This is a genomic window from Pseudomonas sp. MM213 (assembly GCF_020423045.1).
Taxonomy (GTDB): domain Bacteria; phylum Pseudomonadota; class Gammaproteobacteria; order Pseudomonadales; family Pseudomonadaceae; genus Aquipseudomonas; species Aquipseudomonas migulae.
Genome location: NZ_CP081943.1, coordinates 305,563 through 320,666 on the forward strand (window position 1 = coordinate 305,563; position 15,104 = coordinate 320,666).

Sequence of the window (15,104 nt, forward strand, 5' to 3'; positions counted from 1 at the left end):
TCCTCACTGTGGTGGTGTCCTCGACCGGTGTCGACAACACCGGTTTTTTTCGGCGACTGTGCCAGCAGTCGCCGTTTTTTTTGCCCGGTGCAAGCTCGCCAGGGAAGGGCCAGAGGCCAAGCTTCCCACGTCATCGTTGACCTCCGTCGGTGTCTTTGCCGACGTTGATCCATGCTGTGTCAAAGCTTGTGGGGGATTGTTGTCTGAGTACATATCCATTGCTGCGGTGATGGCGGCTATTGGTTTCGCCCTTACGGCGAGTCACTTTCGAAAAGCGCGAAAGTAACCAAAGCGCTTCTGCCCCTTTCGTTCGGTGGCTCGCTAATGCTCGCCATGCCCTCGCTCCGGTCCTGCTCCGTGGGCCCGCCGCCATCGGCCATCCCTGGCCGGGGGCGGCTAACCCGGCATCCTTGCCGGGTTGCCCACTGCGCAGAACCTGCGCTCGGCCTCTCGAGGGGGCGACCACCGCCACAGCCGCCGAGGCGGCCTGAAAGCCGACCTGGCTCATTTGCGTACGCGTTCTCCTTCTCTGCTGCGCTCACTCATTCCGAGCATGTACACCGCTCCCCTGTAGGAGCCGGCTTGCTGGCGATAGCGGTGGGTCAGACAATTAATGTGTTGGTTGGACGGACGCCATCGCCAGCAAGCCGGCTCCTACACGGGATCGGGTTCACACGGTCAAAATTGTAGGAGCCAGCTTGCTGGCGATGGACGTCAACGATAACGCGGGCTGTCTGAATGAACGCGGTGTCCAGACGATTTTCGCCGGCAAGCCGGCTCCTACAGGGAATCCCATACGCTTTTGATTTCCACCACTCATCAGGCCGAGCGTTAGCTCGCCTTCCGCTTTTGATCTGAGCGCCCCCTCGAGAGGCCGAGCGCAGGTTCTGCGCAGTGGGCAACCCGGCATGGATGCCGGGTTAGCCGCCCCCGGCCATGGATGGCCGATGGCGGCGGGCCCACGGAGCAGGGCCGGAGCGAGGGCATGCCGAGCCTAGGCGAGGCACCGAACGAAAGGGGCAAGAGCGCTTGGTTACTTGCCGCTTCTGCAAGTGACTCGCCGTAAGGGCGAAACCCATAGCGGCCGTTACCGCAGGAATGGATATGTACACCTGAAAGAGATTGGTCGGCTGTCTGGCTCACTCCTACAACAGGCGCGATATCAGTAGGGTTTGGGCGGGGCAGCGTCCGTCGGGGCTTTTGCCGAACCTTGCTTTTGCACCCGCCACGTCGCCGGCGGCATGCCGAACTGGCTGATGAACCACCGCGTAAACGAACTCGCCATCGAGTAGCCAAGCATGTCGGCAATGCGACCGAGCGTGTAATTCGGGTTGTCCAGATAACGCAGCACCAGGTCGCGGCGCACATCGTTGATCACATCGTTGAACGCACAGCCATCATCCTTCAGGCGACGTTGCAGGGTGCGAACGTTCATGCCCTGGCTCTGCGCGACTTGCTCGATGGTGGCGCGGCCCATGGGCAGCAGCAGGTAGATGGCCTTGCGCACTTCGAACAGCATCGAAGTGCCTTGGTGGCTTTGCAGCGAATCGAGGTAGCTCTGGGCGTAGCGGGCCATGGCCGGGTCGGCATTGGCGTTGGTCATGTCCAGACTGGCACCTGCGCAGACGATGCCGTTGAACTCACTGCCGAACTCCAGGGTGCAGCCGAACAGGCGACGATGCAGTTGAAGGTTGTCGGGGGGCTGGTGAGTGAAATTGACGCTGTAGGGATGCCAGTGAGAGCCGAGCAGGGCGGCGCACAGTCGGAACATCACGCCGATGGCAAGCTCGGTGGCCTGTCGACTGGGCATCGGCGAGTCGGTGACCACCTCTTCGCGAATGATCACCATCTTGCCGGCCTCTTCAATGAAGATGGCCAGCGAATCATTCATCAAGTGCCGGTAATGCACCACCACCTGCAAGGCATCACGCAGCGTGCGCTGATGGCTGAGCAGCAGGCTGACCACGCCGAAGTCCGAGAGCTGGCGCGACTCGGCCATGCTCAGGCCGAAGTTCTGGCAGCCGCTGGCGGCGGCTGAATCCTCCAGCAGACGCACGGCGGCATCGATGGGAATGCGATGTTCAGGGGCTTGCAGCAGGGCTTTGCTCAAGCCGACGCCGGCCAGTACATCGCGCGGGTTGAACCCCAGGTATTGAGTAACCTCCAGGTAGTTGGTCAAGACGGCGGCGCGAACAAGCTTGGGCATGCGAAGGTCTTTCCTGGGCCGGTTGCGATTCAGATGAGCGTGGCGACTATATCCAGCACATCAGCGATTGAACAGTTGTGATGTTGTCGAGGGCGCTCGCCAGTTTCTGTCCGCAATCACCTCCGTTGTCGTGGAGCAATCGACGCACACCCATTGATTACAGTGAGCTGCAGAGAACCTGTGGGGATTTTCGACCAGTGGTCGGCGCGCGCCAATACCTGGAAATCTGTCATGAAAAGAAAAGTGCCTGACGTCCAATGAAAAGCGCCTGGGGTGGGCGCTCTTTAATGTCAGTCCTACAAAAAGCCCCTGGCCACAGAGCCAGTCGAGTCATCGAGAAAGCGTAGGTGCTGAAGTGGACAAACTGCAAACTGCCGCAACCGTTCTGATCGTACCGGGCCTGCGCGAGCACGTTGCCGAACATTGGCAGACGTTGCTTGAAGCCAAGCTGAGCAAGGTACGTAGTGTGCCGCCGCAGGAGACCGACAAGCTCGATTGCAACAAGCGCGTGCAAGCGATCCAGCACGCGCTGGAGCAGATCGACGGGCCGGTGATCCTGGTCGCCCATAGCGCCGGCGTACTGATGGTCGCGCACTGGGCCGCGCACTACCGCCGGCCGATCAAGGGCGCGCTGCTGGCCGCTCCACCTGACCTCGATGCCCCTTGGCCGTCAGGCTACCCATCGCCTGAAACCCTGCGTAGCCAGGGTTGGGACCCTCTACCCAATGGCCCGCTGCCATTCCGCAGTCTGGTGGCCGCCAGCACCAACGATCACCTCGCCAGCCTGGAAGCTGTCACGCACATGGCCGAAGGCTGGGGCAGCGAACTGCTCAATCTGGGTGACGTCGGTCATCTCAATCCTGCTGCCGGGTACGGGCACTGGCCGCAAGCCGAAGCCCTCATCCTCGAGCTGGATCGCTAGTTCAGGCGCCGGTTGGCTCGCGCCATCCGGCATTTGCCCTCACTCCTGAAAAACGCAAACCCCTGGAACAAGAGGGTGCGCGAGGGCGGCTGCGCTTAAAACAAATACAAAATGGCGGAGACAACGCAATGCACAACAATAAGAGTCACGGGTTCACCGCTTCACGCTACACCTTGCTGGCCTCAGCCATTCTCGCGGCAACGGTGCCGATGGCCCATGCGGCAGAGATCGAGACAGGTAACCCGGACTGGACCGTTCGCCTGGATAACACCATCAAGTACAACTATGGCGTACGCACTGAAAGCGCGGACAAGCGCATGTTGGGCACGCCGAACAACAACGACGGCGACTACAACTTCCGCAAGGCCGGGACCAACATCACCAACCGCGTCGACCTGTTGACCGAGATGGACGTGGTGTACCAGAACCACATGGGCTTTCGCGTCAGCGCCGCCAGTTGGTACGACAAGGCCTACGAGAACACCGGTTCCAATTCGAACCCGTTCGTCAACGGCAACGGTTCAACCTCGGGCCTGGTCGCCAACGACCCGCGCCTGGCCGGGGTCACCAATGACAACGTCGGCAACGGCAGCCCGCACCTGAGCAACTATGCCCAGCGTTACTACACCGGCCCGTCCGGCGAAATCCTCGACGCCTTCGTGTTCTACAGCACCGAAGTGGGCGAGGAGTCGATGCTGAGCTTCAAGGCCGGCCAGCACAACGTGTTCTGGGGCGAGACCATTCTCAACCCGGTGCATTCGATCAGCTACGGCCAGTCCGGCCTGGACCTGGCCAAGCTGGCCGCGTCGCCGGGTACCGAAGCCAAGGAGCTGTTCGTTCCGCGCAATCAGCTGTCGATGTCCTTCACGATCAATCCCGAACTGACCGTGGCCGCCCAGTACTTTCTCGACTGGGACGCCGCACGCCTGCCGGAAGCCGGCACCTACTACGGCGGCTCCGACCTGGTCGGTTTCGGCGCGCAGTCGTTCCTGCTGGGTAACACTAATGCTGTCGTGCCTGGCAGCCCTCTGGGTTGCGGCCTGGCGCCGTGCAACGGCTTGACCAACGTGCGTCGCGGGCATGACCTGACGCCGGACAAGCGCGGCGACTGGGGCCTCATGGCCAAGTGGTCGCCAGCCTGGCTGGACGGCACCCTCGGCGTTTACTACCGCGAAACCTCGGAAATCCTCCCGCAAGCCTGGCTGGATGCCCGAGGCCTGAGCTCGGCCAACCCGAACGGAACTCGCCCGGCAGGGCAAGTGCCCGCAGTGATCAATACGCTCAACTCGCTGAGCACCGCCACCTATCAAATGGCCTATGCCGACAACATCAAGATCGTTGGCCTGAGCCTGTCCAAGGATGTGGGCGGGGTGAGCGTGGGTTCGGACCTGAACATTCGTCACAACATGCCGCTGGCGAGTATTCCGGCCGTTGTCAGCACTAACAGTCCGCTGGGCCTGGGCGCGGGTCTTGGCCTGTTGCCGGCGCGTACGGCTGCCACCGGCGTGGTTTATGACACCCCGCAGAAGGGCGACAGCATGGCCGCCACCGGCGACACCTTGCACTGGACGCTCAACGGTCTGATGACGATTGCCAAAACGCCTGTATTCGATTCGGCAACCCTGCTTGGCGAGTTGTATTACAGCAACCTGCTCAAGCTCGATAGCAAGAATGAGGCGCTCTATAAGGGCAAGGGTACCTACCACGGCATCGACGCGCCGACCCGGGACAACTGGGGCATCGCGGTCAACTTCACACCGACCTGGTACCAGGTGTTTCCCGGTGTCGACCTCAACGCGCCGATGTCCATCAACGTCGGTCTCGATGGCGTTTCACCGGTCTCCGGTGGCGGTGCCAAAGACACCGGTAACTACGCCATCGGTCTCGGGGCCGTTGTGTACAACAAATACTTTGTCGACCTGAAGTACGTGGACTCTTTCGGCAAGACCGACAAGTGCAATGTCAGTGGTGTGAGTACCGGCCCGACCGGAGGTGACGGCGCTGCGCCGAACGCCTTTAGCGGTAACGAAAACTACGCCTGTTTCGCCGGTGGCTACTCAGCCTTTTCCGGTGGTGGTGCAACGACTGAGGACCGTGGCGCCGTTTACCTGACGATGAAAACCACTTTTTGATTCAACACTGATTTGCTCAATGCAAGCAGGAGAATAACAAGATGAAATTCGCAAAAACCGTGTTGGCCGCTTCGCTGGCCATGGTCCTGGCCGCTCAGGCACAGGCCGCTGTTTCAACCCAGGACGCTGCCAAGTTGGGCAGTAGCCTGACCCTGGTGGGCGCCGAAAAGGCCGGGAACGCTGATGGTTCCATCCCCGCCTACGACGGTGGCCTGACCACGCCGCCGGCCAGTTTCAAATCCGGTGACAGCATGCGCCCGGATCCGTATGCCAGTGAAAAACCGTTGCTGGTGATCGACGGCAAAAACGTCGATCAGTACAAGGGCATGCTCAGTGCTACCACGGTGGAACTGGCCAAGCGTTTCCCGACTTACCGTGTCGATGTATACCCGACCCACCGCACCGTTTCGCTGCCAAAAGCCATCCTCGATAACGGCGTGAAGAATGCCAGCGGCGCCAAGTCCCTCGAAGGCGGTCTGGCCATCGATAACGTGCTGCCGGGCGTACCGTTCCCGATCCCGCAATCGGGCAGCGAAGCGATGTGGAACTTCCTGCTGCGCTATCAAGGCGTGAGCATCAACTCCAAGTACGACTCCTGGAACGTTGACTCCGCCGGCGTGCCGAGCCTGGCCACCACCGGGCAGGCGTTCATCTCCTACCCGATCTACGAAAACCTGGCGCAGCCGATCAGCAGCGCCGACGTGTACTACCAGATGAAGCTGTCGTACACCGGCCCTGCGCGCCGGGCCGGTGAAGCGGTGATGCTCAAGGACGCCGCCAACCCGCTGCAGCAACCGCGCCGTGCCTGGCAGTACTTGCCGGGTCAACGTCGGGTCAAACTGGCACCGAACCTGGCTTACGACACGCCTAACCCAGGCACCGCCGGCGCGGGCACCTACGACGATGTTTTCGTATTCAACGGTGCGCTGGACCGTTACGACTGGAAGCTGGTGGGCAAGCAGGAAATGATTGTGCCCTACAACACCTACAAGCTGACCTACGCCCAGGATCCGAAGTCGCTGACCACCGCCAATCACCTGGCACCGGACTTCGTGCGCTGGGAAAAACACCGCGTCTGGGTGGTGGAGGGCAACCTCAAGGCCGGCTCCCGCCACATTTATCAGAAGCGCCGCTTCTACCTTGATGAAGACAGCTGGACCGCTCTGGCCTCGGATCAATACGACGCTCGTGGTCAGTTGTACCGTGGCTCCTTCGCCTTCCTCAGCCAGAGCTACGACAAGCAGGTCCCGGATTCCACGCCCTTCATGATTTACGACCTGGTCGGTGGTTCCTACAACATCAACGGCGTGGTCGGGCCTTATGGCGGCATCAAGTACATCGATCCGCTTTCCAAGGCCCAATGGTCGTCGGAATCCCTGGCCGGCAGCGGCATTCGCTAAGCCAACCGCAAAAAAGCGCCTACAAGGTCCACCGCTCACAAGGCGGTGGGCCGTGCGCCGACGGCGTGGGCGCCAGGTTTTCCGAAGAGGACGCGGTATGTGTTCGTATAAGAATTATTTGCAGGTGGCGTTTGGCGTTGTGCTCGGCCTGTTGCAGGGCGTCACCGTCGCGGCTGATTACGTCGATGTGCTGGACCTGCCCGCCAGAGTCAGTGCCTTGGCCATCAACAGTCCGTTGTCCGGCATGGCTCGCGCCGGTGAACGCGTGGTCGCCGTCGGCCAGCGTGGCCATATTCTGTTTTCCGATGATGCCGGCAAGCACTGGCAGCAGGCAGCGGTACCGGTCAGTGCCGATCTTACGGCGGTGAATTTTCCGACCACCACCCAAGGGTGGGCGGTGGGCAACGACGGTGTGGTGCTGCACAGCAGCGACGCCGGCGCGACCTGGCAAAAGCAGCTCGATGGCCGCCAGATCGGCGCCTTGCTGGTCAAGCATTACACGGCGTTGGCCAGTGCCGAACCGGGCAATGAACAATGGCCGTTGCTGGTTGCCGAAGGCCAGCGGTTGATCGAGCAGGGCGCAGACAAACCGCTGCTCGACACATGGTTCGCCAACGACAAAGTCGGTTATGTGGTCGGCGTGTTCAACCTGATCCTGCGCACCGAGGACGGCGGCCAGAGCTGGACACCATTTCAGGATCGCACAGACAACCCGCAAGGTTTCCACCTCAACGCCATCGCTTCCACCGGCGACGCGTTGTACATCGCCGGCGAACAAGGCCTGTTGCTCAAATGGGATGACCACACCCAACGCTTCAGCGCCGTGCCGACGCCGTATCAAGGCAGCTTTTTCGGCGTGCTCGGCAAGCCTGGCGAAGCGCTCGTCTATGGCCTGCGCGGCAACGTCCTGCGCAGCACCGATGGCGGCCATAACTGGGCGGCACTCGACACCGGCCTGCACGTCAGCATCACCGCTGGCCTGATCGGTGCCCGTGGCGACTACCGTCTGTTCACCCAGGGTGGGCAGATGCTGGTCAGCCAGGGCACGGGCGCGCAATTGCACCTGTTGCGCCAACCGGTGCCGACCCCGATCGCCGGTGTTACCCAGTCCGCTGCTGGTGCGTTGGTGGTCGCGGGCAGCCGTGGCGCCCAGACGCTAGCCCTCGAACCCTAAGAGCGAGAACCCAGACATGGGCAATATCAAACAAGACGCCATGCCGGTAATCCGCGACCTGCGGGATTTCGACCAGCACTCCGGCAACCTCCTCGAACGGTGGGTGTTCAACTATCGGCCGCTGTTCATGCTGCTGATGGCAATGGCCACCGTGGTGCTGGGTTTCATGGCCGTGACACGCCTGGAGCTGCGCCCAAGCTTCGAAAAAATGATTCCGCAGAGCCAGCCGTACATCCAGAATTTCCTGGAGAACCGTCAGTCGCTGCGTGGCCTGGGCAACTCGGTGCGCGTGGTGGTCGAGAACACCCAGGGTGATATTTTCGACCCCGCTTACCTCGACGTACTCAAGCAGGTCAACGACCAGCTGTTCCTTACCGACGGCGTCGACCGCGCGTGGATGAAATCCCTGTGGAGCCCGGCGGTGCGTTGGACCGAAGTCACCGAGGATGGTTTCCAGGGTGGCCCGGTGATGCCCGATACCTATTCCGGCCAGCCTGAACAAATCGAGCAACTGCGCCAGAACATCTCCCGCGCCGGTCTGGTCGGCAGCCTGGTGGCCAGCGACTTCAAATCGAGCATGCTGATCGTGCCGCTGCTGGACAAAGCCGCCGCCGGTGGTCAGCCCATCAACTATCACGCGTTCTCGCAGATGCTCGAAGAGCAGTTGCGCGACAAGATCGAATTCGCCGGCGACAGCGCGGCGCGCAAATCCGGGGAAGAGGGCAAGGGCCAATACAAGGTTCGGGTCATCGGCTTCGCCAAACTGATGGGCGACCTGATCGATGGCCTGATTCAGGTGATGATGTTTTTCGGCCTGGCGGTCATCACTTCGCTGGCGATCATCTATGCCTACACCCGTTGTGTGCGCAGCACGTTGCTGGTGGTCGGCTGCTCGCTGATTGCGGTGGTCTGGCAACTGGGTATCGTCGCCTGGCTCGGTTATGCCATCGACCCGTACTCGGTGCTGGTGCCGTTTTTGATCTTCGCCATTGGTGTGTCCCACGCCGCACAGAAGATGAACGGCATCATGCAGGACATCGCCCGAGGCACTCACAAGTTGATCGCCGCGCGCTATACCTTCCGCCGCCTGTTCATTGCCGGCGTCACCGCGTTGCTGGCCGACGCCGTGGGTTTCGCGGTGCTGATGCTGATCGACATTCCGGTGATCCAGGACCTGGCGATCACCGCCAGCATCGGCGTCGCGGTGCTGATCTTCACCTCGCTGTTGCTGATGCCGGTGGCACTGTCCTATGTCGGTGTTGGTGCCAAGGCTGCCGAACGCGCGTTGAAAATCGACACCCGCGCCGAACACCACAAGGGCTTTGGCAAACTCTGGGACCTGCTCGACCGCTTCACCACCGCCAAGTGGGCGACCGGCGCAGTATTGGTCGCCGTGTTGATGGGCATCGGCGGCTTCATGGTCAGTCTCAACCTGAAGATCGGCGATCTGGAAAGCGGTGCGCCGGAGCTGCGTGCCGACTCGCGCTACAACCGCGACAACGCCTACATCACCCAGCATTACGCGCTGTCCAGCGACCTGTTTGCGGTGATGATCAAGACTGCGCCGGAAGGCTGCCTGAACTACAAGACGTTGGTTCTTGCCGATCGTTTGGCCTGGGAGCTGCAACAGTATCCAGGCGTGCAGGCGACGACCTCGCTGGTCAACGCCGTGCGGCAGATCACTGCTGGCACCTATGAAGGCAACCCCAAGCTCAACAGCATCCAGCGCAACCAGGACGTGCTCAACTACGCCGCGCAGCAGGCTTCGGTCAACTCGCCTGAGCTGTTCAACAACAACTGCTCGCTGATGCCGGTGATCACGTTCCTCAAGGATCACAAGGCTGAAACGCTGGATGCGGTGGTGGCGATTGCCGACAAGTTCGCCAAGGAAAACAGCACCGAAGATCGTCAGTTTCTGTTGGCGGCCGGCAGCGCGGGCATCGAAGCAGCGACCAACATCGTCGTGCGCGAAGCCAATCGCACCATGTTGCTTTACGTCTACGCGGCAGTGACGCTGTTTTGCCTGATCACCTTCCGCAGCTGGCGCGCCACGCTGGTGGCGCTGTTGCCACTGGTACTGACCTCGATCCTCTGCGAAGCGCTGATGGTCGCCATGGGGATCGGCGTAAAGGTTGCGACCTTGCCGGTGATCGCCCTCGGCGTGGGCATCGGTGTTGACTACGCCTTGTACCTGCTCAGCGTGCAACTGCACTTCCAGCGCCAGGGCTTGCCGCTGTCCCAGGCCTACCGCAATGCGGTGTCCTTCACCGGCCGGGTGGTCGGGCTGGTGGGCATCACCCTGGCGGCTGGCGTGGTGTGTTGGGTCTGGTCGCCGATCAAGTTCCAGGCCGACATGGGCATCCTGCTGACCTTCATGTTCCTGTGGAACATGCTGGGTGCGCTGGTGCTGATTCCTGCCCTGTCTTATTTCCTGTTGCGCGAACGGGCGCTGGCGCCCGGCCCTGTTGCGCAAGCCGACAACACCGAAATCTCTCAACGTCCGGGCATGCCTCATGCCCTGACCACTTCCGAGTAAGCCAACGATGTCTGATTACAAAGCTCCTTTGCGTGACATGCACTTCGTACTCAACGAGGTTTTCCAGGTGTCCCGGTTGTGGGCCAAATTGCCTGGCCTGGCCGAGGTAATCGATGAAGAAACGGCCGCCGCGATCCTCGAAGAAGCCGGCAAGATCAGCGCCGAAGTGATTGCACCGCTGAACCGCAGCAGCGATGAACAAGGCTGCACCTGGAGCAATGGCTCGGTGACGGCACCGGATGGTTTTGCCGCCGCCTACAAGGCTTTTGCCGAAGGTGGCTGGGTGGGCGTAGGTGGCGATCCACGGTTCGGTGGCATGGGCATGCCCAAGGCCATTTCGGCCCAGGTCGAAGAGATGGTCAATTCGGCCAGCCTGTCCTTCGGCCTGTACCCGATGCTGACGGCCGGCGCGTGCCTGTCGATCAATGCTCACGCCAGCGAAGCACTGAAAGCCACCTACTTGCCGAACCTGTACGACGGCACCTGGACCGGCTCGATGTGCCTGACCGAAGCGCATGCCGGCACAGACCTGGGCCTGATTCGCACCCGTGCCGAACCTCAGGCCGACGGCAGTTTCAAGATCAGCGGCAGCAAGATATTCATCACCGGCGGTGAGCACGACCTGACCGAAAACATCATTCACCTGGTTCTGGCGCGCTTGCCGGATGCACCGGCGGGACCGAAAGGCATTTCGCTGTTCCTGGTGCCCAAGGTGCTGGTCAATGCCGATGGCTCGCTGGGCGAGCGCAACTCGCTGTCCTGTGGTTCCATCGAGCACAAGATGGGCATCAAGGCCTCCGCCACGTGCGTGATGAACTTTGACGGCGCCACCGGCTGGATCGTCGACGCACCGAACAAAGGGTTGGCGGCGATGTTCACCATGATGAATTACGAACGTCTGGGCGTGGGTATTCAGGGCCTGGCGCAAGGCGAACGCTCGTACCAGAACGCCGTCGAATACGCCCGTGACCGCCTGCAAAGCCGTTCGCCGAGGGGCGCGCAGAACAAGGACAAAGCCGCCGATCCGATCATCGTTCACCCGGATGTACGACGGATGCTGTTGACCATGAAGGCCTTGAACGAAGGCGGGCGGGCGTTTTCCAGCTACGTGGCCCTGCAGCTGGATACCGCCAAGTACAGCGAAGACGAGTCAATCAGCAGCCGCGCCCAGGAACTGGTGTCGCTTCTGACCCCTGTGGCCAAGGCGTTCCTCACCGACATGGGGCTGGAAACCACCGTGCATGGCCAGCAAGCCTTCGGCGGCCATGGCTACATCCGCGAATGGGGCCAGGAGCAATTGGTTCGCGATGTGCGCATCACCCAGATCTACGAAGGCACCAACGGTATCCAGTCACTGGACCTGGCCGGGCGCAAAATCGTCGGCAGCGGCGGGGCGCTCTACCGGCTGTTCGCTTCGGAAATCCGCAACTTTACCGCCAATGCCTGCGCTGACCTCGGCGAGTTCACCAGACCGTTGAACGCCGCCGTCGACACCCTCGACGAACTGACCGCATGGTTGCTGGACCGAGCCCAGAACAACCCGAATGAAATCGGCGCGGCTTCGGTCGAATACCTGCACGTGTTCGGCTACACCGCGTACGCCTACATGTGGGCGCGAATGGCCAAAGCGGCCATGAGCACGCATTCCAAGGACGCGTTCTATGTCAGCAAACTGGCCACTGCACGCTTCTACTTCGCCCGTCTGCTGCCACGTATCCACTCGTTGAGCGCGTCGGCCAAGGCTGGCAGCGAATGCCTCTATAAATTGGATGCAGAGCAGTTCTGAGCTCACGTAAAAAAGGACCGGGAACCACAACCATGATGGCGACAAAAATAATTCCGCCCGCCGACGGCGCCTACGCCTATCCCTTGCTGATCAAGCAATTGTTGTTGTCCGGCGTGCGCTACGAGCCGGGCCGGGAAATCGTGTATGCCGACAAGCTGCGCTACAGCTACCAGACGCTCAACCAGCGGATACGCAAGCTGGCCAACGCCTTGACCGCTGCCGGCGTCAAGGCCGGGGACACGGTGGCCCTGCTTGACTGGGATAGCCATCGCTACCTGGAATGTTTCTTTGCCGTGCCGATGATCGGCGCGGTGCTGCACACCGTGAACATTCGTCTTTCGCCGGATCAGGTGCTCTTCACCATGAACCATGCCGAGGACGACCTGGTGCTCGTGCATGACGATTTCCTGCCTCTGGTTGAACAGATTCAGGGTCAGCTCAACACCGTCAAAGGTTACTTGCAGCTTACGGACGACACAGCCACTCCCACGTCGCTGCCGGTGCTGGGGGAATATGAAAACCTGTTGGCCGGGGCCGCAGACCAGTACGACTTTCCCGATTTCGATGAAAACTCGGTGGCGACCCTTTTCTACACCACGGGCACTACCGGCGACCCTAAAGGCGTGTATTTCACCCACCGCCAATTGGTCTTGCACACCTTGAATGCCGTGGGCACTTTGGGCGTCTACCAGGGGTTGCCGCTGCTGCGCTCCGATGATGTCTACATGCCGATCACACCGATGTTTCACGTGCACGCCTGGGGTGTGCCCTATGTCGCCACCCTGATGGGCATCAAGCAGGTCTACCCCGGCCGCTACGAGCCCAACAGCCTGGTCAGGCTGTATCGAGAGGAGAAGGTCACGTTCTCCCACTGTGTGCCGACCATTCTGCAAATGATCCTGAACTGCGAGGAAGCGCAGCGGACTCGTTTTGATGGCTGGAAAATGCTCCTGGGCGGCAGCGCGCTGACCTTGGGCATCGCCAGTGAAGCGAGTGCCAAAGGTATTCAGGTACACAGCGGTTACGGCATGTCGGAAACCTGCCCGTTGCTGTGCCTGACTTACCTGCGCGACGAAGACCTCGCACAATCCACGCAAGCCCAACTGGCGATCCGCATCAAGACTGGCACAACCGTGCCGATGGTCGACCTGAAAATCATCGATGCCAATGGCAATGACGTTGCCCATGACGGAGAGTCCCTGGGCGAGATCGTGGTGCGCGCGCCTTGGTTGACCCAAGGCTATTTGAAGGAGCCCGAAAAGGGGGCAGAGCTTTGGCACAACGGCTGGCTGCACACCGGCGACATGGCCTCCATTGACCCTTTGGGAGGGGTGGAAATCAAAGATCGAATCAAGGATGTGATCAAGACGGGCGGGGAGTGGATCAGCTCCCTGGAACTGGAAAGCCTGATCAGCGAACACCCGGCCGTCATGTCAGTCGCGGTCGTGGGCATTGCGGACGAGCAATGGGGCGAACGGCCAATGGCGCTGGTGGTGTGCGAGCCTGGGCAATACCTCGACCGCAAGATGCTGGAGGTGCACCTGCAAGGGTTTGTCGAGCGTGGCCGTATCAATAAATGGGCGATCCCCAAGCGGTTCAGGTTCGTCGCCGAGATCCCTAAAACCAGCGTCGGGAAGATTAACAAGAAGCTCATCCGGGAAAGCGAATCGAGCTGAAAGGCGCGGCGGATGCTACGTCAACCCTGACCACTGATCGCGAGGTCCGCTGTTTCATATCCGTCAAAGGGGATCATGCATCCAGATGCTTGATCCCTTTTTTCGTTTCAGGTCTGCGTAAACGTCGCGGCGATGTCGTTGAGTCTGTCGCAATAACTCAGGGCAAGTAGCCAGCAGCCTGGACGAGGTGGCTGTCCTGCCCGGCAACGATGAGGTGCATTGGCACATGGGGTTGCTCATCAACAACGGAAGTGACCTCAAACCCACCCACTACGAGCGGCTGTCGCTCACACATTTCGGTCGACTCTCCCGCCAGTTTTTTCGCCATTTTCGCGTGGTTCGCTGCGATTTCGTTGAGAGTTGACACGTTACATCTCCGGGTAAAAGACCCAGCGCATGGCTGGCGTCCAAAATATTGATTTGATGGTTGTCGCGTCAGAATTACGTCGTTTCCGGGCGATTACGACCGGCGATTGCAATCCCTGCGCCAGAGGCTGTGGCAATTCTTTGTCGCGTCTACATTAGCGACGAATGGTGACATTTGGATGTGCTTGAATCGGGCGTAAACTGGCAGTGCTACTTCATCAGGAGGAGCCGGAGATGATTGCCGACCGAATGACCGCACAGACGTCCGCGGACAAAGCTGTCTGGGATCAATATTTTTGCGCTGCGCTGATTGCGGAAAGCAATCTGACGGCGCCGGTTGTAGGAGGGGCCACTCATGAGGACAGGCAGAATCTGTTGATTGAAAGAGCCAAGGCGCTCGCCGACAAAATGATGGATACGCGCCAGTGAACGGAAACACATGCCTGTTCAATACCTCGGCCCAACCTCTTCAGGTTGGGCTTTTTCATGCCTGTCTTAACCCGACGTAAACCCAGTCCCGAACACCCCCGCGATTTTGTAGGAGCCAGGCTTGCCGGCGAAGGCGCCCGCCAGACCGCCATCGCCGGCAAGCCGGCTCCTACAGGTTCGGCGTGAACCTCAGTCCCGAATCCCCCGCGATGTTGTAGGAGCCAGGCTTGCCGGCGAAGGTGCCCGCCAGACCGCCATCGCCCGCCAGACCGCCATCGCCGGCAAGCCGGCTCCTACAGGTTCGGCGTGAACCCCAATCCCGAATCCCCCCGCGATTTTGTAGGAGCCAGGCTTGCCGGCGAAGGCGTCCGCCAGATCGCCATCGCCAGCAAGCCGGGCTCCTACAGGTGTGGCGAGAACCCCCAATCCCGAACACACCCCCGATCCGTAGGAGCCGGCTTGCTGGCGATAGCGCCC

10 protein-coding genes are annotated in these 15,104 nt (G+C 60.8%); 8 read left to right on the plus strand and 2 right to left on the minus strand.

The features are described from left to right. Positions 1–1,162: 1,162 nt before the first annotated feature. Positions 1,163–2,206 (minus strand): AraC family transcriptional regulator, encoded by a 1,044-nt coding sequence (locus K5R88_RS01555; protein WP_008032805.1) that lies wholly within the window; start codon positions 2,204–2,206, stop codon positions 1,163–1,165. A 355-nt stretch (positions 2,207–2,561) separates the two neighbouring features. On the opposite strand from K5R88_RS01555, the gene K5R88_RS01560 reads away from it, so the two are divergent. The 7 genes from K5R88_RS01560 (at position 2,562) to K5R88_RS01590 (ending at position 13,832) form a co-directional block, all read left to right on the plus strand. After that, entirely contained in the window at positions 2,562–3,128 is a 567-nt protein-coding gene (locus K5R88_RS01560) for an RBBP9/YdeN family alpha/beta hydrolase (RefSeq protein WP_226299025.1), read from the plus strand. A gap of 128 nt (positions 3,129–3,256) precedes the next feature. Continuing rightward, positions 3,257–5,260, plus strand: a complete 2,004-nt coding sequence (locus K5R88_RS01565; protein ID WP_226299026.1) for a DUF1302 domain-containing protein — start codon at positions 3,257–3,259, stop codon at positions 5,258–5,260. 41 nt (positions 5,261–5,301) lie between these two features. Beyond that, positions 5,302–6,660: a DUF1329 domain-containing protein gene (locus K5R88_RS01570; RefSeq protein WP_008032811.1), complete on the plus strand. Its 1,359-nt coding sequence runs from the start codon at positions 5,302–5,304 to the stop codon at positions 6,658–6,660. A 97-nt stretch (positions 6,661–6,757) separates the two neighbouring features. Beyond that, complete coding sequence (locus K5R88_RS01575; RefSeq protein WP_226299027.1) at positions 6,758–7,834, plus strand: WD40/YVTN/BNR-like repeat-containing protein; 1,077 nt, start codon at positions 6,758–6,760, stop codon at positions 7,832–7,834. Between the two features lie 16 nt (positions 7,835–7,850). Further along, positions 7,851–10,370: an efflux RND transporter permease subunit gene (locus K5R88_RS01580; RefSeq protein WP_226299028.1), complete on the plus strand. Its 2,520-nt coding sequence runs from the start codon at positions 7,851–7,853 to the stop codon at positions 10,368–10,370. Positions 10,371–10,377: 7 nt separating this feature from the next. Beyond that, the gene (locus K5R88_RS01585) at positions 10,378–12,156 is read left to right on the plus strand and encodes an acyl-CoA dehydrogenase C-terminal domain-containing protein (RefSeq protein WP_226299029.1); all 1,779 of its coding nucleotides are present in this window, start codon (positions 10,378–10,380) and stop codon (positions 12,154–12,156) included. 32 nt (positions 12,157–12,188) lie between these two features. After that, positions 12,189–13,832, plus strand: a complete 1,644-nt coding sequence (locus tag K5R88_RS01590) for a fatty acid--CoA ligase (protein WP_226299030.1) — start codon at positions 12,189–12,191, stop codon at positions 13,830–13,832. A 157-nt stretch (positions 13,833–13,989) separates the two neighbouring features. Here the strand turns inward: K5R88_RS01590 and K5R88_RS01595 are convergent, their stop codons facing one another. Then, a complete protein-coding gene (locus K5R88_RS01595) occupies positions 13,990–14,199 on the minus strand; it encodes a hypothetical protein (protein ID WP_223452514.1) in 210 nt (69 codons plus the stop codon). A 233-nt stretch (positions 14,200–14,432) separates the two neighbouring features. On the opposite strand from K5R88_RS01595, the gene K5R88_RS01600 reads away from it, so the two are divergent. Further along, positions 14,433–14,627, plus strand: a complete 195-nt coding sequence (locus K5R88_RS01600; RefSeq protein WP_008032821.1) for a hypothetical protein — start codon at positions 14,433–14,435, stop codon at positions 14,625–14,627. The last annotated feature ends 477 nt before the right edge of the window (positions 14,628–15,104 follow it).

Excerpts from the sequence above, each read along its gene's own strand:
- K5R88_RS01555 (WP_008032805.1), bottom strand. The coding sequence starts at position 2,206 with ATGCCCAAGCTTGTTCGCGCCGCCGTCTTGACCAACTACCTGGAGGTT.
- K5R88_RS01565 (WP_226299026.1), top strand. The coding sequence starts at position 3,257 with ATGCACAACAATAAGAGTCACGGGTTCACCGCTTCACGCTACACCTTG.
- K5R88_RS01570 (WP_008032811.1), top strand. The coding sequence starts at position 5,302 with ATGAAATTCGCAAAAACCGTGTTGGCCGCTTCGCTGGCCATGGTCCTG.
- K5R88_RS01575 (WP_226299027.1), top strand. The coding sequence starts at position 6,758 with ATGTGTTCGTATAAGAATTATTTGCAGGTGGCGTTTGGCGTTGTGCTC.
- K5R88_RS01580 (WP_226299028.1), top strand. The coding sequence starts at position 7,851 with ATGGGCAATATCAAACAAGACGCCATGCCGGTAATCCGCGACCTGCGG.
- K5R88_RS01585 (WP_226299029.1), top strand. The coding sequence starts at position 10,378 with ATGTCTGATTACAAAGCTCCTTTGCGTGACATGCACTTCGTACTCAAC.
- K5R88_RS01590 (WP_226299030.1), top strand. The coding sequence starts at position 12,189 with ATGATGGCGACAAAAATAATTCCGCCCGCCGACGGCGCCTACGCCTAT.
- K5R88_RS01600 (WP_008032821.1), top strand. The coding sequence starts at position 14,433 with ATGATTGCCGACCGAATGACCGCACAGACGTCCGCGGACAAAGCTGTC.